This window comes from Pseudomonas flexibilis, assembly GCF_000806415.1.
Classification (GTDB): Bacteria; Pseudomonadota; Gammaproteobacteria; order Pseudomonadales; family Pseudomonadaceae; genus Serpens; species Serpens flexibilis.
In genome coordinates, this window is the sequence record NZ_JTAK01000003.1 from 132109 (window position 1) to 153163 (window position 21055).

At 66.1% G+C, this 21055-nt stretch carries 22 protein-coding genes and 1 tRNA gene; 9 read left to right on the forward strand and 14 right to left on the reverse strand.

Translation table 11 applies throughout. The annotated features are described in order from the left end of the window. Positions 1–13 precede the first annotated feature (13 nt). Complete coding sequence (locus PT85_RS08610) at positions 14–1372, reverse strand: TolC family outer membrane protein (RefSeq protein WP_039606449.1); 1359 nt, start codon at positions 1370–1372, stop codon at positions 14–16. A 256-nt stretch (positions 1373–1628) separates the two neighbouring features. On the opposite strand from PT85_RS08610, the gene PT85_RS08615 reads away from it, so the two are divergent. Continuing rightward, entirely contained in the window at positions 1629–4295 is a 2667-nt protein-coding gene (locus tag PT85_RS08615) for a retention module-containing protein (protein WP_039606450.1), read from the forward strand. Here PT85_RS08615 and PT85_RS08620 read toward each other — a convergent pair. From PT85_RS08620 to PT85_RS08630, 3 genes are read right to left on the reverse strand one after another with little or no spacing between them, the layout of a single operon-like run. Continuing rightward, positions 4286–6259, reverse strand: coding sequence for a bifunctional diguanylate cyclase/phosphodiesterase (locus PT85_RS08620; RefSeq protein WP_039606451.1), 1974 nt, complete (start codon positions 6257–6259; stop codon positions 4286–4288). The two genes, PT85_RS08615 and PT85_RS08620, sit on opposite strands and share 10 nt — an antisense overlap. A 50-nt stretch (positions 6260–6309) precedes the next feature. Further along, entirely contained in the window at positions 6310–6927 is a 618-nt protein-coding gene (locus PT85_RS08625; protein ID WP_052237644.1) for a transglutaminase-like cysteine peptidase, read from the reverse strand. 35 nt (positions 6928–6962) lie between these two features. Continuing rightward, positions 6963–7214, reverse strand: a complete 252-nt coding sequence (locus tag PT85_RS08630) for a hypothetical protein (RefSeq protein ID WP_039606453.1) — start codon at positions 7212–7214, stop codon at positions 6963–6965. Between the two features lie 121 nt (positions 7215–7335). On the opposite strand from PT85_RS08630, the gene PT85_RS08635 reads away from it, so the two are divergent. After that, positions 7336–7410: transfer RNA gene (locus tag PT85_RS08635), tRNA-Gly, on the forward strand. A 51-nt stretch (positions 7411–7461) separates the two neighbouring features. Here PT85_RS08635 and PT85_RS08640 read toward each other — a convergent pair. The 3 genes from PT85_RS08640 to PT85_RS08650 all read right to left on the reverse strand — a co-directional run bounded on the left by PT85_RS08640 (position 7462) and on the right by PT85_RS08650 (position 8686). Continuing rightward, entirely contained in the window at positions 7462–8019 is a 558-nt protein-coding gene (locus PT85_RS08640; RefSeq protein ID WP_027590781.1) for a DUF2780 domain-containing protein, read from the reverse strand. 80 nt (positions 8020–8099) lie between these two features. Beyond that, positions 8100–8405 carry a cell division protein ZapA gene (locus PT85_RS08645; protein ID WP_027590780.1) on the reverse strand — a complete coding sequence of 102 codons (306 nt, stop codon included), beginning with the start codon at positions 8403–8405 and terminating at the stop codon, positions 8100–8102. Further along, positions 8402–8686, reverse strand: coding sequence for a hypothetical protein (locus tag PT85_RS08650; protein WP_234702686.1), 285 nt, complete (start codon positions 8684–8686; stop codon positions 8402–8404). The genes PT85_RS08645 and PT85_RS08650 overlap by 4 nt, the downstream gene beginning before the upstream one ends. 66 nt (positions 8687–8752) lie before the next feature. Between PT85_RS08650 and PT85_RS08655 the strand changes: the two genes are divergently transcribed. Continuing rightward, positions 8753–9115, forward strand: a complete 363-nt coding sequence (locus PT85_RS08655) for a hypothetical protein (RefSeq protein WP_407681083.1) — start codon at positions 8753–8755, stop codon at positions 9113–9115. A 161-nt stretch (positions 9116–9276) separates the two neighbouring features. Continuing rightward, positions 9277–9501: a hypothetical protein gene (locus PT85_RS08660; RefSeq protein ID WP_027590778.1), complete on the forward strand. Its 225-nt coding sequence runs from the start codon at positions 9277–9279 to the stop codon at positions 9499–9501. Between the two features lies 1 nt (position 9502). Here the strand turns inward: PT85_RS08660 and PT85_RS08665 are convergent, their stop codons facing one another. The 5 genes from PT85_RS08665 to PT85_RS08685 form a co-directional block, all read right to left on the reverse strand. Next, positions 9503–10966 carry a helicase HerA-like domain-containing protein gene (locus PT85_RS08665; RefSeq protein ID WP_039606455.1) on the reverse strand — a complete coding sequence of 488 codons (1464 nt, stop codon included), beginning with the start codon at positions 10964–10966 and terminating at the stop codon, positions 9503–9505. A gap of 133 nt (positions 10967–11099) precedes the next feature. Next, on the reverse strand, positions 11100–12740 hold the full coding sequence (gene groL, locus PT85_RS08670; protein ID WP_027590776.1) for a chaperonin GroEL: 1641 nt from the start codon (positions 12738–12740) through the stop codon (positions 11100–11102). Positions 12741–12785: 45 nt separating this feature from the next. Beyond that, positions 12786–13079 carry a co-chaperone GroES gene (locus PT85_RS08675; RefSeq protein WP_039560726.1) on the reverse strand — a complete coding sequence of 98 codons (294 nt, stop codon included), beginning with the start codon at positions 13077–13079 and terminating at the stop codon, positions 12786–12788. 200 nt (positions 13080–13279) lie between these two features. Further along, the gene (locus PT85_RS08680) at positions 13280–13729 is read right to left on the reverse strand and encodes an FxsA family protein (protein ID WP_027590774.1); all 450 of its coding nucleotides are present in this window, start codon (positions 13727–13729) and stop codon (positions 13280–13282) included. A 66-nt stretch (positions 13730–13795) separates the two neighbouring features. Next, positions 13796–14524: a HugZ family pyridoxamine 5'-phosphate oxidase gene (locus PT85_RS08685; protein WP_039606456.1), complete on the reverse strand. Its 729-nt coding sequence runs from the start codon at positions 14522–14524 to the stop codon at positions 13796–13798. Between the two features lie 102 nt (positions 14525–14626). Between PT85_RS08685 and PT85_RS08690 the strand changes: the two genes are divergently transcribed. Further along, the gene (locus tag PT85_RS08690) at positions 14627–15385 is read left to right on the forward strand and encodes an SDR family oxidoreductase (RefSeq protein ID WP_027590772.1); all 759 of its coding nucleotides are present in this window, start codon (positions 14627–14629) and stop codon (positions 15383–15385) included. Between the two features lie 39 nt (positions 15386–15424). On the opposite strand, the gene PT85_RS08695 is transcribed toward PT85_RS08690, so the two are convergent. Further along, the gene (locus PT85_RS08695; RefSeq protein ID WP_039606457.1) at positions 15425–16438 is read right to left on the reverse strand and encodes a DUF481 domain-containing protein; all 1014 of its coding nucleotides are present in this window, start codon (positions 16436–16438) and stop codon (positions 15425–15427) included. A 119-nt stretch (positions 16439–16557) separates the two neighbouring features. On the opposite strand from PT85_RS08695, the gene PT85_RS08700 reads away from it, so the two are divergent. Together PT85_RS08700 and PT85_RS08705 are read left to right on the forward strand one after the other, a co-directional pair. Then, a complete protein-coding gene (locus PT85_RS08700) occupies positions 16558–16902 on the forward strand; it encodes an MGMT family protein (RefSeq protein WP_039606458.1) in 345 nt (114 codons plus the stop codon). A gap of 33 nt (positions 16903–16935) precedes the next feature. Next, positions 16936–18468, forward strand: a complete 1533-nt coding sequence (locus tag PT85_RS08705; RefSeq protein WP_027590769.1) for an AmpG family muropeptide MFS transporter — start codon at positions 16936–16938, stop codon at positions 18466–18468. A 33-nt stretch (positions 18469–18501) separates the two neighbouring features. On the opposite strand, the gene PT85_RS08710 is transcribed toward PT85_RS08705, so the two are convergent. Further along, positions 18502–18981 carry a YajQ family cyclic di-GMP-binding protein gene (locus PT85_RS08710; RefSeq protein ID WP_027590768.1) on the reverse strand — a complete coding sequence of 160 codons (480 nt, stop codon included), beginning with the start codon at positions 18979–18981 and terminating at the stop codon, positions 18502–18504. A gap of 129 nt (positions 18982–19110) precedes the next feature. Between PT85_RS08710 and PT85_RS08715 the strand changes: the two genes are divergently transcribed. Together PT85_RS08715 and PT85_RS08720 are read left to right on the forward strand one after the other, a co-directional pair. Then, positions 19111–20067, forward strand: coding sequence for a GGDEF domain-containing response regulator (locus PT85_RS08715; RefSeq protein WP_051587455.1), 957 nt, complete (start codon positions 19111–19113; stop codon positions 20065–20067). 55 nt (positions 20068–20122) lie between these two features. Beyond that, complete coding sequence (locus tag PT85_RS08720; RefSeq protein ID WP_027590767.1) at positions 20123–21034, forward strand: putative 2-dehydropantoate 2-reductase; 912 nt, start codon at positions 20123–20125, stop codon at positions 21032–21034. The last annotated feature ends 21 nt before the right edge of the window (positions 21035–21055 follow it).

A 21055-nucleotide genomic window follows, 5' to 3' on the forward strand; every position in this document is an offset into this window, starting at 1 on the left:
CGGCGCCGCGCCGTCAGTTCAGGCTGGGCAGCAGGTCGTCCCGCCGCGGTGCGGGCGAGCTGAGCGCCACAGCCTCCATGGGTGGCACCACCCCGAGGCTCTGCAGCAGTTCACCTTCGGCCGCCTTGATGCGGTAATGGCTGTACAGCTCCGTATAGGTGAGGTCCACCAATCGACGCTGGGCGGCGAACAGTTCGTTCTCGTTGTCGAGCAGATCGAGCAGCGTGCGGTCACCGAGGCTGAACTGCTTCTGGTAGGCCTCCTTGACCCGCTCGCTGTACTGCACGTAATCGAAGGCCACGGCCTTCTGCTCGCGGGCATTGCGCAGGGCGTTCCAGGCCAGGCCCAGGTCCTCGCTCAACAGACGCAGGGTGTTGATGCGCACGTCCCAGGCCTGGGCGACCTGGTAGGAGCGCGCCTCCAGCTGAGCCCGGTCACTGCCACCGGCCAGCAGGTTGTAGCGCATGCGCAACATGGCCTGCCATTCGTTCACGTGACCCCGCTGGCCATCCAGGTTGTTGTCGGCGCTGTGCGACAGCTCGACGTCCATGCGTGGATAGAAGCCGGCGCGGGCCGCCTCGTACTGGCTTTCGGCGGCGCGGATGTCCGCATCGGCCGCGCGTAGCAGCGGGTTGTTGTCGATCATGCGCAGACGCGCCTGCTCCAGGCTGGCCGGCAGATGGCCGGGTAGCCCCGGCGGCAGGGACAGGTCTTCCGGATGACGGCCGACCCGACTGAAAAAATTCACCTGCGCATCGGCCAGGTTGGTGCGCTCGGTGGTCAGGTTGTTGCGCGCCTGGGCCAGGCGCGCGTCGGCCTGGTCGCGGTCGGAGGCACTGCCCACGCCTCGCTCGCTGCGCAGGCGGATCTGGTCGTAGACGCGCTGGTGGGCGCGCAGGTTGTCATTGGCGATGCGCACCAGTTCTTCGCGGCGCAGCACGTCCAGATAGGCCTCGACCACTTCCAGCGCGGTGCGCTCGGCGGTCGCCTGCAGGGCATGCGCCTGCGAGTCGACCCCGGCCTTGCGGCGCTGCACCTCGTTGGCGGTCGCGAAGCCATCGAACAGCAACTGCTGGATGCGCAGGCTGGATTCGCTACGGGTCAGGCTGGTCCAGTGGTCGTCATCGCCCCGCCGGGTGGCGGGTTCGTCGGTTCCCTCGCGGCCATAGCCCGCGAACAGGTCGACCCTTGGCCAGTAACCGCCGCGGGCGGCCTTGAGCTCGTAGTCGGCGGCCAGGCGGCCGTTCACCCCGGCGCGTACTTCCGGATGGACCTCCAGAGCCTGCTGCACCGCCTGCGGCAGGCTCTGCGCCTGGGCTGGCGCGGCAAGCCCCAGGGCACAGGGGAGGACGACGAGAAGAGACTTGCGCATGGTGGGACATCCTTGTTCACGAGTAGGCCTTGCATGCCGTGCGGCGGCGATCCGTTCGCCTGACGCGCTGCCAGCGCCCAAGCGGGCCACAGGCAGAGCGCTGCACAGATGCACAAAGGCATAGACAAGGGTCCGGCGGAATGTCAAGGAAGCGGCACACAACCTACCGGTCTCGACTATAAGTGAGGAGCGGCAGTTCACGCCCAGGCCTGTAGCGCTACCGACAGGTCCGTCACCGAATCAAGGAGAGATTCCCATGGCCCCCACCTACGCCATCGTCCATACCGTGATCGGTCAGGTTTACGCGCGCTCGCCCGACGGCTTGCGCCGCCTGCTCGGCAAGGGCGCCCGGGTCTACGAAGGGGAGCAGATCATCAGCCTGTCCAGCGAGGACATGATCACCCTGGCCCTGACGGATGGCCGGATGCTCGACCTCGGCCGCGACAGCCAGTGGATCCAGCCGCGCGGCCCGCGCAACCCCGACCATGTCGGCGAGGCGGTGCAGCAGATGCGCGAGATCCACTACCCCATGCTGGCGGGCGTCGATCCGACCCTGATGTTCGAGCCACCCGCCGGCGGCCCTGCCACGCCGGACGAGCCCGGCAAGGCCGCCGGCGGGCGGCGCAGCTTTGTGATCCTCGATACCGTGGGCGGCGAAGTGGAGGTCAGTGGTGGCTTTGCCGTCGATGACCTGACCCTGGCGCGGCGGTTGGACGGCATCGAGGAGAGTCGTCAGCCCCGGGCCCCAGGCGCTGACGAGGGGCCAGGCGCGCCGGCCCCGACGCACCAGCAGGGTCTCGAGGACCGCGCGCTGCAGGGCAGCCTGTTCGAGGCCGGCTCCGCCCTGCGCCTGCTGGACTTCCGCATCGGCGACCAGATCCATGCCGCCGGCAGCCGCGTCGAGCTGCCCGGCCAGGGCAGTCTGGTGCTGCATGCCGATGGCCACTACACCTTCATCCCGGCGCCGGACTGGAATGGCAGCCTCCCGGAGATCCACTACCGGGCCGAAAGCGGCGGGCAGATCGTCGAATCGAGCCTGCGCATCGACATCCTGCCCGCCAACGACGCGCCGGCCTCGGCCGACGTGCAGGTCAGCCTGGATCTCGGCCAGGCCTACCGGTTCAGTCCGGAGGATTTCCCCTTCAACGACGCGCGAGACGCAGCCAATGGCCAGCAGCACGAGCCGCTGCAACTGATCATCGACAGCCTGCCCGCCTGCGGCAGCCTGCTGCTGAACGGCCAGCCGGTCAGCGCCGGCCAGGCCATCGATTTCGCCGACATCGCTGCCGGACGGCTGCACTACCTGCCCGGCGCCGACGGCCAGGCAAGCTTCGACTTCCGCGTCCGCGACAACGGCGGCCTGCCCGATGCCGACACCTCCGATACCCAGCGCTTCACCCTCACGCAAGGCACGCTGACGATCCCCGAGAACCCGAACTGCGACAACGAGGTACCCGGCGGCGCCGGCAACGACATCCTGCTCGGCGACAGCGGCGGCACCCAGACCACCTTGCAACCTGGCCAGAACTACAACATCGTCCTGCTCATCGATACTTCGGGCAGCATGGCTGCCCCCAGCGGCGACGCCGGCGCATCACGCATCGAACTGGTCCGCGAAGCCCTGTTCAACCTGGCACCGCAGCTCACCGGACACGACGGGGTGATCAACCTCGCAGTGATCGGCTTCGCCTCCCATGTCACCCTGCAGCTCAGCCTCGCCGGACTGGACGACGCCAGCCTCGACCAGTGGCTGGCAGATCTGGCAAGCCTCGGGCCCGAACATTTCGACTACAGTGCCGGCACCAACTACCAGGCAGGGTTCGAGGCTGCCACGGCCTGGTTCGCCCAGCAGCCAACACAGGGCCACGAGAACTTCACCTACCTGTTGACCGACGGCAACCCGACCCAGTACTACGCCCCCTACACCGGCAACCTGGCGGGCGGCGGGCCCTCGGTCAGCGCGGAGACGCTGCAGCACACCATCGATGCCTTCGCGCCGCTGGCGGCCATCAGCACCGTGCATGCCATCGGCATGGGCCAGGGGGTCAGCGCTGGGCAACTCGCCTATTTCGACAACAGCCAAGCCACCGGCGAGCGCGGCATGTGGCTGGCCGATTCCGATGGTATTCCCCGCTGGGTCAGCGGCCCGGCGGGCGAAGCCACGATTATCGAGCGTGCCGAGGACCTGCAGGCGGCTCTGCAACCTGGTCGGCCGGTGAGTGAGCCGGTGGCGGTCGGCAACGATTGGATCAGTGGCGGTGCCGGCAACGACATCCTGTTCGGCGATGTCATCAACACCGACCGCCTGCCCTGGGGCGTCGACGGCAATCCACAGCGGCCGGACCACCTGCCGGATGGCTCCGGGCTGGCGGCCCTCGAGGCGTTCCTCAGCCTGCGCCAGGGCACGCCACCCACCGCCGCGCAACTGTACGACTACATCAAGCAGCACCACGGCGAACTGCATCTGGCGGGGGATACGCGGGGCGGGCACGATCTGCTGGACGGCGGCGAGGGAAATGACGTGCTGTATGGCCAGGGTGGCAACGACATCCTGCGCGGCGGCGCCGGCAGCGATCAGCTGTTCGGTGGAACCGGCGCGGACCTGTTCGTCTGGCGCCAAGGTGATGCTGGCAGTGCCGGAGCGCCCGACCGGGACCGCATCCATGACTTCAACGCCCAGGAAGGGGATCGCCTGGACCTGCGCGACCTGCTGCAAGGTGAGCATGCCGGCAACCTCGACAACTACCTGAAGCTGTTCGCCGATGGCGGCGATGCCGTGTTGCTGGTCAGCTCGACCGGCCAGTTAAACGCCGGGGGCCAGGCTGATCTGCAGATTCGCCTGGAGGGCGTGGACGTGGCAGGCCGCAACCTGGACAGCCTGATCGCCGGCGCCGATCCGCTAATCCGGGTGGATCACGCCTGATCGGGCACCGGCACGCCGGTGGGCAACGCGTTCCAGGGTGCCGGTTCGCCGAACAACCGGCCCATGCCCCCCTGGAAGCCCAGCACGCGCAGCACCTGCAGCTCCTCCGGTGTTTCCACCCACTCGGCGATGAGCGGCAGGTCGATGCTGCGGGCGGTCTGCTGCAGCGCGGCGAGGAAGCGGCGTTTGTCTTCCTCGCGGTCGATATGCTGGATGTAGCCCCCATCCACCTTCAGCCAGGCCAGCCCGAGGCGCGAGAGGCTGCCCAGCACACCGAAACGTCCACCGAAATGCTGCAGGCTGAGGGCGAAGCCCAGGCGCCGCAGGCTGTGGGCCAGCGACTCCAGCTGCGCCGCCGGCAACGGCCGGTTGCCGGCCAGTTCGAGGGTCAGGCGCGAGCTCAGCGCAGTGTGCCTACGCAACAGCGCCAGCAGATCTGCCTGGGCCTGGGCCGACTCCAGACTGGCGGCCGACAGGCTCAGCGACAGCGGCAGGCGGTGACTGCCCATCTGCTCCAGCACCAGCAACAACATCACCCGGTCGAAGCGCGCCATCCAACCGAAGCGCTCCAGCCACGGCAGGAAGCGCCCGGCCGGCAGGCAACGGCCCTGGGCATCGGGCAGGCGCGCCACCACCTTGTAATGCAGCAGATTGTCCGGATCGCGGGCCTCCACCACTGGCTGGAAGTGCAGCAGGAAACGCCGCTGTTCCAGCGCTTGCTCCAGACGTGCCTGCCACAGGTGTCGCTCCTCCAGGGTGTCGTCCAGATCGCTGCGCTGCAACCGATGCCACTGGGCACTGGCCAATCCGTCGATGGCCGCGAGCGCCTCGTCGGCCAGGCGCATCAGGGCCTGCATGTCATCTCCGGCGCCGAATGGCACGAGGCCCAGGTACGCCAGCGGCCCTTCGCGTGTCGTGGCACGCAGGTCGTCCAGATCGGACTGTAGGCGCTCGGCCAGCGTCTCGGCCTCATCGGCCAGCAGCCCCGGCAGCAACAGGGCGAACTCGCCACCGCGTATCCGCGCCAGCAACGCCGGCTGGAGCAGCTCGGCGCAGCGTTCGCGCAGCAGGCTGGCCAGATGACAGATCAGACGGTCCACCGGCTCGCCACCAAGGCGCTGGTTGAGTCCGGCCAGGTCGCGGATGCGCAGCACGGCGAGAAAGCCATGGCGTACCGCCTCTTCGTCGGCCAGCCGGGCCCTCAGGCGCATCTCGAAACTGCGGCGGTTGGCCAGACCGGTGAGCGGGTCTACATAGGCCTCGTCACGCAACGCCTCGACGTTACGGGCGTGCTCTTCGAACTGCCCACGCAGCCGCGCGACCATGTGGTTCATGGCGCTGACCACACGGCGCAGCTCAGGGCTGGCCGGCAGCTTCGGCTGGCTGACGAATTCGCGACGCTCGAGCGCTTCGGCCTGGTCGACCAGGGCGTCCAGCGGGCGCAACTGATAGCGCAGCAGCCAGCCGCCAAGCAATGCGCTGATCACGCCGCACAGCGCCAGCCAGAACAGGCTACCCAGCGCCGCATGCCAGAGCGTGGCCAGCGCGAAGCGCGGTGTGCTGGCGACCTGCACCCGCGCCGCCTGTTGCCAGCCCCGGCTGACCAGCGCCTCGGCCTGGACTACCGGCAGATCGATCAGACGTGCGAACCAGGCAGGGACCAATGCCTGCTCGCCAATCGCCTCCCGCGTCGCCAGCACCTGCTCGCCGACGGGATCGACCACGCGGATGTGCTCGAAGTAGCCGCTGTCGAAAATGGCGCTGACCAGCAGCTCGGTCATTTGCGGGTCGTCCACATGGTTGCCCAGCGACAGGCCAAGCGCCGTCGCAGCATTCTGGGCATGGGAACGCAGCTGGGCCACCTGCTGCTCGCGCGAACTTTCCAGGCTGATCAGTAAATTGCCCGTATAGGCCACGATCAGGAACAGGCCGATGGCCAGCAGTCGTTGCTTGAAGAGTGACATCCCTTTCTCCTGGACCAATTCCGTTGTGCGCCCAGCGCGGCATGCGAGCCCTAGCGCTGAACCAGGGACGGGAACCCCTCGCGCCGCATTCGGTGCAGCACCTCCTGCCAGCGCGACAAACCCTGGCTATCGCCCACCAGGCGATCCGCATACCACAGCCCTTCGCCGTTGAAGGCGTAGACGGGTTGCAGGTCGCTCCGCTGGCTGGCGGGCAGGACAGCGGTGACCCGGTTGTCCAGCACCCAGGGGTCTGCGTCGGGTTCAGCGTAGTAGGCCAACACCATGTGTGCCTGCCCGGAGGCTTTCACATAGGTCAGGCGCAGGCGCTCCATGGGTACGCCGAGCTGGCGCAGGCTGACGTACTTGGCCAGGGCGTAGTCCTCGCAATCGGCCGCGCCCTGGTACAGCGACTCGACCGGCGTAGCCCAGTAATCGATGCGCTGCCAGATACGACGGTCGTCATCGAAACGCAGGGTGTCATTGAAGAAGCCGTTGACGGCGCGCAGCTGTTCCTCGACGTCACGGTCACGCTGTTCAGCCAGCAGCCGCCACCAGGCTCCCAGGCGCTGACTGCCCTCGGCTTGCGGGCCGTACAGGACTTCGGCGCGCCGGCCGATCTCGGCCACGTCCCAGCCCCAGGCTGGCAGCCAGACGCAGCACAATGCCAATAGCCCGCACCGACCGGCGCGCTTGCCAGTCCCGCTCACTCCAGGGGCTCGCGCCGCCAGCGGTAGTGGCTCACCTGTCCGCGCCCTTCGTAACGGCGGGCCTGGACCAGATGGTATTCACCGGCCGGCGCGTCGCGAAAGTCCGGCTGCAGCGGCCGGAAATGCTGGAATTGAGCCTTGGCGCCATAGCGGTTGAGCGCCTGCTCCGCAGTCGCTGAGGAGGGCTGGCCGGCACAGGCGGACAGCACAAGAGTGGAGCCCAGCAGGGGCATGATCGGCAGGCGCATGACAGATCCCTCGCGGTGGTGGTGAGATCACTGTGTGGACTCGTCCGATCAGCGAATGGTTGCAAACCGGGCACCGGCGGGCTTCTTTTTTGCCCGGCCTTCTGGTAAAAAGGCCGCCTTTGCGGGCGTCGTATAATGGCCATTACCTGAGCTTCCCAAGCTCATGACGTGGGTTCGATTCCCATCGCCCGCTCCAGCTTCAATGAAAAAACCGGTCCAGTGGCCGGTTTTTTTGTTTTCGCACGCTTCAGCGCTGAACGCCCCAGACACTGGCCAGGCTCTGCAGGAGCGGCGTACTGACCCCCTCACTGCCGAAATACTGCAGCAGCAGCTGGGAAAAGACCCCCACCATGCTGGTGTCCATGCCCAGCGCGGAGAACGCCTGGTTGACCCCTGCAGGGCTGCCGGTGTTGCCCAGCGCAGTGCTGAGCAACGACTGCTGATTGCTCTTGCCGCTCAGCATGCCCAGCGCGTTCAGCTGGCTGACCGCGTTACTGCCGGTGATCTGCTGTAGGCCCGGCACCTGCTGGGCAAGCTGGGCATACTGGTTGCCACCCAGCTGACTCTGCGCCAGACCGAGCAGCGCGGCAGTGCCGCCCAGTGCCTGCTGACCGGAAACCGGAGTGGCGGCGAACACATTGAGCAGTTCGGTGATGGTGGTCCGGGTGGCGGAGGTGCCTGCATTGGGTGTCGCGGTATTGATGGCCGAGGCCACCTGTACGGCGTCGTTCATGGTCACGCCGGAGTTGGCGCAGCCGGACAGCGCCACGACCATCGCCAGGCTCGCAAGAGCTGGGTGCTTCATCAAAGAATCCTCATGGGGAAGAAGGCTGGGCCCAGCCGATTATCGACCGATATCGCGCGACTGCCAGTTTCGCGCGCCGGTCAGCCGGCAGCCAGATCCAGTTGCAGCTGGATCCGGTCTCGGGTGGCCATGAGCCGCTGCTCCACCGATTCCAGCTGCTGCCGATGCTGTTCCTGCATTTCCAGATGAGCGGAGCAGACGCTTAGCGCCGCCAGCAGCAGCAACTCGTCCGAGCGCATGGCCGGGCGCTTCTGCTGAATGTCCGCAATATGTGCGCGCAACAACGCAGCCGATTCCTCGAGAAGCTTCTGCTTCCCGCTCGGAGCCTTGAGAGCATAGTCGCGGCCGAAGAAGCTCAGAACCGAGACTGCGTTATCGCTGTTCATGCGCTGGCGATGACACTACCAACGCCGGTGGCCTGACCGACACTGGTCAGCTTGCCGGCCCGCTGCAGCATGGTCTGCAGACGCGCAACCACGGCACCCTGCTTTTCTTCCATTTCCAGCACCTGCAGCTGCAGGGTGTCGTTTTCTTCCTTGATCTGCGCCAGGGCTTCGGTCAACTCGGTCTGACTGGCCAGCAACTGCTGGTTCTGCGCGAGCAGATCGCCAATGAGTTGCTCCATTTGCTCGAGGGTTTCTTCCAACATCATGACTTCCAGGGGCATATCAACGGAGCCGCTACGATAATGGAAATACGCAGCGGGTGGCCAGCGGCAAAGAGGGCTCGACAGATGTCTTCCGACAGCCACCCGCAACGCCTGTCGGAGATTCGCGCAGGCGTACACACGGAACTATCTTTTCAGCATCGAAATCGTTCCCGGGAATCCTGCACAATGCCAGCCGCTCCCTATATTGACGCAGAAGCCTTTCGTGAGCACCTGAACGCCGTCGGCCTCGAAATACCTTCGCAGACCAGCCCGGCGGAGGCCTGTGAACAGGCGGTACGGGGCCTTGATGCGCAGCGGGCGAGGGAGCTGCGCCACCTGGTGGAACAGCTGTTGGCCGGAAGCGCCACACTGCACCCGGAAGTGCGGCAGGCCATTTCCCACACCCTGCTGCCGGCACTCTGCAATGCTGCGGAACGCACGCATTGAAAACTGGCGCAACCATGGCTTTTTTATGCCGGCAACCTGCCAACAACAATTGCCAGCGATATACTTTCCAGCCGTTAACCGACTTCATGGCGGGGAAACTTTTCCGCCGGTTGTCACTGTGTCCGTCATCCCAATCAATGTTTATCGCAAACAGGTAACTCGTGACCAAAGAAGAGCTGCGTGCCGAACTCGAACGCCAGGCCAACCGATATAAGGATGTGTACGGCGGAGAAGTGATCACCTACGCCGCCCAGCCGGACCCGGGCCGCAAGCCCTGGCGAAAGAAATCCACCGTTTCCGACCAGGTTTTCCAGCGCGAACTGGAGCGCATGGAAAAGGACCTGCGCAAGGCCGCCGAGGAGCAGGCTGGCAAAACCAGCAACTGATTCAGCGTTTGCCACTGCCACGCAGCGAACCCAGCAGGCCGCGCACCAGTTGCCGCCCCAGCTGGCTGGCCGTTTGCCGTACGGCACTTTGTACCGTGCGCTGCAGGAAGTCACCCAGCATATCGGTCACCGGCGACGCGGATGCGCTGCTCGCTTCCTTCACCCGGGCCGCATCGTCTGCCCGTTCCGCCAGCAGTTCGTAGGCCGACTCGCGATCCAGGGTTCGTTCGTAACGACCGGCCAACGCCGAGTCACTCAGCAGCCGGGCGCGTTCATTCTCGCCAAGCGGACCGATGCGCGATTGCGGCGGCGCGATCGCCACGCGCTGCACCGGTGCCGGCGTGCCCTTCTCGTCCAGCGTACCCACCAGCGCCTCGCCGATGCCCAGCTCGGTCAGTGTCGCCAGGGTGTCGATGTGCGGGTTGGGGCGAAAGCCCTGGGCCACCGCCCGCAGGGCCTTCTGCTCGCGCACCGTGTAGGCGCGCAGCGCGTGCTGGATACGCAGGCCCAGCTGGCCGAGCACGGTATCCGGCAGATCACCGGGCGACTGGGTGACGAAATACACCCCGACGCCGCGCGAGCGGATCAGCCGCACCACCTGTTCCAGGCGCTCCTGCAAGGCACGGGGCGTGTCGTTGAACAGCAGGTGCGCCTCGTCGAAGAACAGCGCCAGCAGCGGTCGCTCGGCGTCGCCACGCTCGGGTAGTTGCTCGAACAGTTCGGCCAGCAGCCAGAGCAGGAAGGTCGCATAGACCCGCGGGGCGTCATGCACCAGTCCCCGGGCATCCAGCAGGTGAACCATGCCGCGTCCATCGGCGGTCGGGCGCAACAGGTCTTCCAGTTGCAGGGCCGGCTCGCCGAACAGCGCCTCGGCGCCCTGCTGCTCCAGGCTGGCCAAGCGGCGTAGCAGCGCCTGGGCGGAAGCCCGGGTGAACAGCGCCGCATCCTCGCCCAGCGCCTGCGGATTGACCTGGAGGTAGTTCAGCAGGGCCTTGAGATCCTTGAGATCGAGCAGCAGCAGGCCTTCCCGGTCGGCGACCCGATAGGCCGCGTACAGCGCGGCCTGCTGGCTGTCGGTCAGCTCCAGCAGGTTGCCGAGCAGCAACGGGCCGATTTCGCTCAAGGTGGTGCGCAGCGGATGACCGCTGCGACCCTGGATATCCCAGAGCGTTACCGGATAGGCCTTCGGCTGGTGCGCCAGCCAGGGCATGCTGGCAATGCGTTCGGCGACCTTGCCAGTCGGCTGGCCGGCCACACCCAGGCCGCACAGGTCGCCCTTGATGTCGGTGGCGAACACCGCCACGCCGGCATCGCTGAAGTTTTCCACCAAGCGCTGCAAGGTGACGGTCTTCCCGGTGCCGGTGGCGCCGGCGATCAGCCCATGGCGGTTGGTCAGGCGCAGCGGCTGGCCGACTGGCTGGCCGGTCGGGTCGCTGCCGAGCAGGAAGGAGAAGGTATCGGACATGGCGGGCGCTCGCGGCGATGCATTCGCTTCTGAACGTAGTCCACCGGCCCGGATTCCTCGCGGGCCTGCCACGCAAAAAAGAAAAGCCCCGCACAAGGCGGGGCTTTCAATACAGCGCTTGGGACCGGTCGGCTTACATCATGCCGCCCATGCCACCCATACCGCCCATGTCGGGCATGGCCGGAGCCGGCTTGTCTTCCGGCAGGTCGGCCACCACAGCTTCGGTGGTGATCATCAGGCCGGCGATGGACGCTGCAGCCTGCAGCGCGCTGCGGGTCACCTTGGCCGGATCGAGGATACCCATCTCGATCATGTCGCCGTACTCGCCGGTCGCGGCGTTGTAGCCGAAGTTGCCGGAGCCCTGCTTGACCTTGTCCAGCACCACGGATGCTTCGTCACCGGCGTTGGTGACGATCTGGCGCAGCGGCGCTTCGATGGCGCGACGCAGGATGTTGATACCGGCGTCCTGCTCCTCGTTGACACCCTTGAGGCCAGCGATGGCGCTCAGGCAGCGCACCAGGGCCACACCGCCGCCGGGCACCACGCCTTCTTCGACGGCCGCACGGGTAGCGTGCAGGGCGTCTTCGACGCGAGCCTTCTTCTCCTTCATTTCGACTTCGGTGGCTGCGCCAACCTTGATCACCGCAACGCCGCCCGCCAGCTTGGCCAGACGCTCCTGCAGCTTTTCCTTGTCGTAGTCGGAGGTGGTTTCTTCGATCTGCTTGCGGATCTGCGCCACGCGAGCTTCGATGTCGGCCTGCGCGCCGGCACCGTCGATGATGGTGGTGTTTTCCTTGGACAGGACCACGCGCTTGGCGTTACCCAGGTGCTCCAGGGTGGCGCCTTCCAGGCTCAGGCCGACTTCTTCGCTGATCACGGTACCGCCGGTGAGGATGGCAATGTCCTGCAGCATGGCCTTGCGGCGATCGCCGAAGCCCGGCGCCTTCACGGCAGCAACCTTGACGATGCCGCGCATGTTGTTGACCACCAGAGTGGCCAGGGCTTCGCCTTCCACGTCTTCGGCAACGATCAGCAGCGGACGGCCGGACTTGGCCACGGCTTCCAGCACCGGCAGCAGTTCGCGGATGTTGGAGACCTTCTTGTCGACCAGCAGCAGCAGCGGGTTGTCCAGCTCGGCCACCATGGTGTCCGGCTTGTTGATGAAGTAGGGCGACAGGTAGCCACGGTCGAACTGCATGCCTTCGACCACGGACAGTTCGTTCTCCAGGCCCGAGCCTTCTTCAACGGTGATCACGCCTTCCTTGCCAACCTTGTCCATGGCTTCGGCAATGATGTTGCCGATGGAGTCGTCGGAGTTGGCGGAGATGGTGCCTACCTGGGCGATGGCCTTGCTGTCGGCGCAGGGCTTGGACAGGTTCTTCAGCTCGGCGACTACGGCAGCGGTGGCCTTGTCGATGCCGCGCTTGAGGTCCATCGGGTTCAGGCCGGCGGCCACGGACTTCAGGCCTTCGGTGACGATGGCCTGGGCCAGCACGGTGGCGGTGGTGGTGCCGTCACCGGCCTGGTCGTTGGCGCGGGAGGCCACGTCCTTCACCAACTGGGCGCCGATGTTCTCGATCTTGTCCTTGAGTTCGATTTCCTTGGCGACGGACACGCCGTCCTTGGTGATCAGCGGCGCGCCGAAGCTGCGCTCGAGCACCACGTTGCGGCCCTTCGGGCCGAGGGTGGCCTTGACCGCGTCGGCCAGGGTGTTGACACCGGTGAGCATCTTCTTGCGGGCGGAATCACCGAACTTTACGTCTTTGGCAGCCATGTTCTTTCCTCGAATTCGTTACAGGGATGAATGCGTAAGCGGGTATCAGCCTTCGATGACGGCGAGGATCTCGTTCTCGCTCATCACCAGCAGTTCTTCGCCGTCAACCTTGATGGCGTTGCTGCCGGAATAGGGGCCGAACACCACCTTGTCACCGACCTTCACGGCCAGCGGGCGAACGTCTCCATTGTCCAGAACGCGACCAGCGCCTACGGCAACGACTTCACCGCGGTTCGGCTTCTCGGCGGCCGAGCCCGGCAGCACGATGCCGCCAGCGGTTTTGCTTTCTTCTTCGCTGCGACGGATGACGACGCGGTCATGCAGGGGACGAAGTGCCATTGTCGATTTCTCCCAAGTAGTTGCTTGCAGCCGGTGAACCCACCGACCCGTTAGTGATTCCGGCGAGGCCGGAGCGGCGCGCCCCTGGCGCGCCGCGAAAACTGCTCTGCCGAAGCAGAAACCTTGCGGTGACAGCTAGATAGGGACAGGCAAGCGCATTTCAAGGGCGGGGATGAAGAAAATTTCACCCCGGAGGAACGTCAGCGGTCGTGGCGCTTGTACTCGCCGTCGATGACGTTGGTGCGCTGCGACTGGCGCGCTGCCAGGTCATCGGCGAAGGCGCGCTGACGGCGCGCCTGCTCCTCGGCCTTCTGGCGCAGCTTGCGCAGCAGCAGGTTGCGGGTCATCGGCAGCAAGCAGACCACCGCCAGCACGTCGCTAATGAAACCGGGGAACAGCAGCAATAGGCCACCGACGGCCAGCATAAGGCCTTCGAGCATGGCAGCTTCCGGCATCTCGCCCCGCGCCAGGCGCTCGCGGGCGCGCAGGGCCATGGCCGGTCCGGCCACGCGGATCAACATGACGCCGAGAATGCCTGCGCCGATGATCAGCAGAAGCACGCCCAGCACCCCGATGGAGCCGCCAACCTTGATCATCACGGCCAGTTCGAGCAGGGGAAACAGCAGGAACAGCAACAGAAAGACACGCATCACAACTTCTCTGAAAGGGGAGCAACGCTCCGAATGCCCATTAGATGACGGTGCGGGGCCGGGAATTCAACCGCTGCGTTCGTCCCGTTCCGGCCATTGCGCGGCCCGCGCCAGCTGCACCAGGGCCTGACGAACCTCCAACGGACTGTTACAGGATGTTGGGAACGGAAGCCAGTGCAGCCGCGACCCGACGCGCAGGTGGAAACCCTCGGCATCAATGCCGACCATCTCCGCAGCCTCACCCGGAATGCCCGCCAGGGACAGGTAATGGTCGATCGCTGCGGCGTGATCGCGGTTCATGTGCGCCAGCATGCCCTGCTCCACCTCGCCAGCAAAGGGATTGGCCTGGGAAACGGCCTCCAGCCAGTGAATCGACCCGAAGCCGCCGATAAAGCGCCAGCGCACCGGCTCGAGCACCCAGAAATCGAAGTCATGGATGCGATGGTAATCCCGCGACTGGGGAAAATAGCGGTAGTAGCGCGCGGCGGCCGCCTCGATGGCCCCTTCTTCATGCAACTGCCGAGCCTCGGCAAGCAGGGTCAGCCGGCCGGCGGCCTGGATATCCTCGGCATCACGCTCCCCGATCAGCAGCGAACAGCGCCCATCGGCCTGCAAATTGTGGGTGTGCTGAGCGATGCGGCTGATCAGCAGCAGCGGCCGCCCGTCGGCATCCAGGCAATAGGGCACGACGGAACCGAACGGGAAGCCCGGCATCTTTTTGGAGTGGGTGGCCAACATGCCACGGTATTCCTTGAGCAGCAGTTCTCGGGCATGCTTCGCGGCCTTGGCACTCATTTCGACTCCTCGCTGAACCCGTGGGAAACGGATGGGGAGGCCCAGCATAGCCGCTGGCCACCCGCGCGAGGCAACCACCCGCAGTACTTCAAGGGGCACAACATGGAACTCAAGGACAAAGTCATCATCATCACCGGCGGCGGTCAGGGCCTGGGGCGCGCCATGGGCGAGTACCTGGCGGCCCGCGGCGCCCGGCTGGCGCTGGTCGACCTCAACCAGGAGAAGCTGGACGAGGCCGTGGCGGCCTGCCAGAAGGCCGGTGGCGAAGCGCGCGCCTACCTGTGCAACGTGGCCAATGAAGAGCAGGTCACCGGCATGGTCGCCCGGGTGGCTGCCGACTTTGGCGCCCTGCACGGCCTGGTGAACAACGCCGGCATCCTGCGCGACGGGCTGACCATCAAGGTCAAGGACGGCGAGCTGAGCAAGATGAGCCTGGCCCAGTGGCAGTCGGTGATCGACGTGAACCTGACCGGCGTGTTCCTGTGCACCCGCGAGGTGGCGGCCAAGATGATCGAGCTGAAGTGCCAGGGGGCGATCGTCAACATTTCCTCGATCTCCCGGGCCGGCAACATGGGCCAAGCCAACTACTCGGCCGCCAAGGCCGGCGTGGCGGCCGATACCGTGGTGTGGGCCAAGGAGCTGGCGCGTTACGGCATCCGCGTGGGTGGTGTTGCGCCGGGCTTCATCGAGACCGAGATGGTCGCCAGCATGAAACCCGAAGCCCTGGCCAAGATGACCTCGGGCATTCCGCTGCAGCGCCTCGGCCAGCCGAAGGAAATCGCCCACTCGGTGGCCTACATCCTGGAGAACGACTACTTCACCGGTCGCATCCTGGAGCTGGACGGCGGCCTGCGCCTGTAATCCCGTCCTCCCGCTGCCGGCTCCCGCGGAGCCGGCACATCACCAACCGACGCCAACCCCGAACAGGTAGCGCTGCTCGTTCAGGCTGGCATTGTCCTTGCCGCCCTTGACCATGTCCTTCTCGGCGCGCAAGTTCAGCCACGCCCAGTCGGTGACCCGGTAGCGAACCCCCGCCTCGGCGTCCAGCGAGTAGTCGGCCACGCTGTCCAGCGGCTTGCCGACCTCGCCCTTGCTGTACAACTCGAAGCGCTTGCCCAGCAGGTAGCGGTTGTACTGCCATTTCAGCCCCACCGACAGAAAGCTGTCGTTCTCACCGTTGGCATAGTCGTAATCGCTGCGGTTGATCAGCGAGGCCAGCGAGAAGGCGCCCAGCTCGTTGTCCCAGAACTGGTAACCGGGGCCGCTACCCAGCTGGCGTTGGCGCTCGATGTCGCCGAGGTTGTCGCGCTGGTAGTCGAAACGACCCTGCCAGAACCATTGATCGCTGACGAAATGGTCGAGCGCGTACTCCAGATCGTAGTTGTCCTCGACCTCGACGTCATTGCTCAGCTCGCGGTTGTACTCGGCCCCGGCATTGTGCCGCCAGCGACCGTGGCGGGCCGACGTGGCGAGCTTGACGTTATGGTCTTCCGTCTGGCTCGCGCCATCCTTGTAGTTGAAGGCCACATCCACCGAGCCCTTCCAGCTCAGGTCGGTGAGCAGCGGCTTGGGCCTGAGGATCTGCTGGATGCTGGACAGCGGCACGGTCCGCGGGCGCTCGCCGTTGGCCAGGGTCACATGGCCCTCCTCGGCACTTTGCAGGGAGCGGGCGACCTCGCCCTCGTAGCGGCTCTGCTTGACCATCACCGCCTGGTCGCTTTCGAGGGTCGCCACGCTCGACCAACTGATCGACAGCTCGCCACTGTACGGCGTCTGGAGAACCAACTTGCCACCGTCGAACGCCTTGATAATGCCGGTCAGGCGATCGCCATTCTTCAGCCAGACGGTATCGCCCAGCGCGGGCAGCGCGCAGCCCAGCGCGACTACGCATACAACACTTCGGAACAACGTCATCGGAAAACTTCGTCAAAATCTCTGCACAAGCGCGGCATTATCCTGCCTTGAGCGAGACGACGCACCCCCGACCGACGGGCGTAGCCGTTCGTCCCCCTGCCCGCTGTCACGAGGCCCGAATGACCGAACCTGAATTCGATACACCCCAGACCCGCCGCGAAGCGCTCTATGCCGTCCTTGCCCAGGTACCGGCCGGCAAGGTAGTGACCTATGGCCAACTGGCCCAGCTGGCGGGTCTGGGACGCGCTGCGCGCTGGGTCGGACGCACCCTGGCGCAACTGCCGGACGAGACGCGCCTGCCCTGGCACCGGGTACTGGCTGCGGGCGGACGCCTGAGCCTGCCCGCCAGCAGCCCAGCGGGCGACGAACAGCGTGCCCGCCTGCGTGATGAAGGCCTGCTATTGGATGGGAACCGCGTGGACTTGCGTCGGCACGGCTGGCATCCGGAGGAAAACTGCGGTTAGATGCAGCCTTCCTGACGCCTGCCTCACCCTTCCATGACCAAACGCACCTGGCGTGACGCCCTCGCCGCCTATGCCAGCCCGGCCACCCTGGCCCTGCTGCTGCTCGGCTTTGCCGCCGGCCTGCCCTACATGCTGGTGTTCGCCACCCTCTCGGTGTGGCTGCGCGAAGCCGGCGTGTCGCTGCAGGCCATCGGCTTCGCCAGCCTGATCGGCCTGGCCTACGCCTTCAAATGGGTGTGGGCGCCGATGCTCGACCAGTGGCGCCTACCCCTGCTCGGCCGCCTGGGCCGGCGCCGCTCCTGGCTGGTGCTGTCCCAGTGCCTGGTGATGCTCGGCCTGGTCGGCATGGCGTTGTTCGATCCGCAGCAGCACCTGGCCTGGTTGATCGCCCTGGCGGTGCTGGTGGCTTTCGCCTCGGCAACCCAGGACATCGCCATCGATGCCTACCGCCTGGAAGTCGCCGAGGACAGCCGCCAGGCCGCGCTGGCGGCCAGCTACATGGCCGGCTACCGGGTGGCCGCCCTGCTGGCCACTGCCGGCGCGCTGTACTTCGCCAGCTGGTTCGGCTCCACAGGCGGCGAATACCATTTCGGCGCCTGGCGTGGCACCTACCTGCTGTTCGCCGCGCTGATGCTGCCCGGCCTGCTGACCAGCCTGGTCATTCGCGAGCCGCAACCGTTGAGCCAGAATCAGGCACCGGCCCAGTACGGCCTGCACCGCCAGCTGCTGTCGGTCCTGGTACTGATCGTGCTGCTGGTCTCGGTTCCCGCGCTGTTCACCCAGCTGTACGACACCGAGTTCTCCCTGCTGGCCAGCAACCCCTTCGGCCTGCTCACCGACGATCGCGCCTTCCTGCGCGCCCTGCTCTACGGCCTGCTGATCGCCGCCTGCCTGTCCGCCGTCGGACGGCGCAGCCTGGCGCCAGTACTCACCCCGGTCAGTGATTTCGTGGTGCGCTATCGCTGGCAGGCGCTGCTGATGCTTGGCCTGATCGCCACCTATCGCATGTCCGATACGGTGATGGGCGTAATGGCCAATGTGTTCTACATCGATCTGGGCTTCAGCAAGGAACAGATCGCCAGCATCAGCAAGCTGTTCGGGCTGGTGATGACCCTGCTCGGCGCCGGGGCTGGCGGCCTGCTGATCGTGCGTTTCGGTATCCTGCCGATCCTGTTCGTCGGGGGCGTGGCGTCGGCGGCCACCAACCTGATGTTCGCCCTGCTCAGCAGCATCGGCCCTGACCTGAAGATGCTGATGGTCACCATCAGTTGCGACAACTTCAGCGGCGGCCTGGCCACCGCAGCCTTCGTGGCCTATCTGTCGAGCCTGACCAATCTCAAGTTCTCCGCCACCCAGTACGCCCTGCTGAGCTCCATCATGCTGCTGCTGCCGCGGCTGGTGGGTGGCTATTCGGGCGCGCTGGTCGAGCGCCACGGCTACCAGGACTTCTTCGTCATCACCGCCCTGCTGGGCATTCCCACGCTGATCCTCATCGGCCTGCAATGGGGCCGGGACCGGCGCCATGCGCAGGCGGTCGCGACGACCGAGTCCGAGGCGCGCCAATAAACGAAAAGGGCCGGTTGAACCGGCCCTTTTTCTTCAATCACGGAAGTTGGTGAACTGCAGCGGCATGTCGAAGCTCTGCCCGCGCAGCGAGGCGATGACCTCCTGCAGATCGTCGCGCTTCTTGCCGGTGACCCGCACCTGCTCGCCCTGGATGGCCGCCTGGACCTTGAGCTTGGCGTCCTTGATGTGGGCGACGATCTTCTTGGCCAGCTCCTTGTCGATGCCCTCGCGGAACACCACGTCCTGCTTCATCACCTTGCCGGACGCATAGGCATCCTTCACTTCCAGGCACTGCACGTCGATCTTGCGCTTGACCAGGCTGCTCCGCACGATCTCCAGCACCTGCTCGAGCATGAACTCGGCCTCGGCGGTGATCGTCAGCTCCTTGTCCTTGCTCTCGATGCTGCATTTGCCGCGCAGGTCGAAGCGTCGGTCGATCTCCTTCACGGCGTTGTCCACGGCATTGGTCAGTTCATGCTTGTCCAGTTCGGAAACCACGTCGAACGAGGGCATGGGAATCCTCCAAAAGGTTGTCGCGACCGGCTTCACGGAACGAAACGCGGCTGGCTTGACGGTTGAAAAGGGCCGGTCATTATAGCCGCACAAACCGGCCCCCGTGCCGTACCGCCAACGAGCCTGCCGATGCCCAATCCTCAAGTCAGCATTCTGGTGGTGGACGACACCAAGTTCTCCAGCGCCCTGATCGGCCGCGCCCTGACCCAGGCCGGCTACCGCGACGTCCGCTTCGCCAGCAGTGCCGGTGAAGCCCTGCGCCAGCTGGAGGAACGCCCGGCGGGCATCCTGCTCGCCGACTGGCTGATGCCGGAAATCGATGGCCTGGAGCTGACCGCCCGGGTCCGCCAGCAGGACGAGATGTCCGATCACTACACCTACATCATGCTGCTCACCGGCCGCGAAGGCGAAAGCGATCTGGGCGAGGCCTTCGCACGCGGTGTGGATGATTTCATCAGCAAGGCCAAGATCCATGAACAACTGATCCCGCGCGTGCTGGCCGGCGACCGGCTGTGCAATACCCTGCAGCGCCTGCTGCAGGAAAACCACCAGTTGACCCAGAGCTTCACCAACCTCGAGCAGCGCAATCAGGTGGACCCGCTCACCGGCCTGGGCAACACCCGCTGCCTGCAGCTCAAGCTCGCCGACTGCCTACGCGAGCTGGAAAGCCGTGGCGGGGCCTTCTGTTTCCTGCTGATCGGCGTGCCGCAGCTGCCAGGGCTGCGCGACCGACATGGCGAGGCGCTGTATCGCGAACTGCTGACCGGTATCGCCCGGCGCCTGCAACAGCTGGTCCGCCCGCTGGATGTGCTCGCCCGCCTGGATGATGGCCATTTCGCCCTGATCGCCCTGCTCGACCGTCTGGAGGAAGGCGCGGTGAACAGCTTCCGGCGCCTGGCCGACAACCTCAACCGCCAGGCCTTCCGGACCCGCGACGGCGCCTTCGAGCTGCACGCGGACATCGCCCTGCTGGGCGTGGACAGCCGCGCCCTGCCACAAACGCCCGACCAGTTGCTGGCCCAGGCCAGCGAACTGCTGGCGCAGAACAGTCCGGAAGGCGAGATGCGCATCCGCCAGCTGGGCTGACACACGGGCTGCATTTGGCTATCGTCCGGGCTTTTCCGCCACAGGCCCTTTTCCCATGACCTGGCATATTCTCGGCGCCGGCAGCCTCGGCAGTCTCTGGGCCACGCGCCTGGCGCGCGTCGGCCTGCCGGTGACGCTGTTGCTGCGCGATGCCGAACGGCTGGCCGCCTACCATGACGCGGGCGGCCTGACCCTGGTCGAGAACGGCAGGGAACAGCGCCTGGCGATTTCCGCCCAGACTGTCGATGCCTCTGACCCCATCCGGCGCCTGCTGCTGGCCTGCAAGGCCTATGACGCGCTGGCCGCCGTGGACGCCATCGCCCACCGACTGACCGCGGATGCCGAACTGATCCTGCTGCAAAACGGCCTGGGCAGTCAGCAGCAGGTGACCGAGCGGCTGCCGGGCGCGCGCTGCATCCTGGCCTCCAGCACCGAGGGCGCCTACCGCGACGGCCCGTTCCGGGTGGTGTTCGCCGGGCGCGGCACCACCTGGCTGGGCGACCCGTATCATCCGGCCCCGCCCGCCTGGCTTGCCGAGCTGACCCAGGCCGGCATCCCCCACGCGTGGAGCGACCAGATCCAGAGCCGTCTGTGGCGCAAGCTGGCCATCAATTGCGCGATCAATCCGCTGACGGTGCTGCACGATTGTCGCAACGGCGAGCTGGACGCCCACCAGGACGAGGTCGCCGGGCTCTGCACGGAGCTGGGCGGCCTGCTGCACGCCTGCGGCCAGGACGAGGCAGCCGCGGGGCTGTTCGAGGAGGTGCAGCGGGTCATCCAGGCCACTGCCGCCAACAGCTCCTCGATGCGCCAGGATGTCGGCGCCGGACGACGGACCGAGATCAGCTACCTGCTCGGCCATGCCTGCGCCGAGGGCCTCAGGCAGGGCGTGCCCCTGCCGCGGCTGACCGCACTGTTGCAGAGCCTGCAGGCCCATCTGCGCGCGCGCGGATTGCCCGATACCTGAAGCCCCGCTACCCTGCCCGAA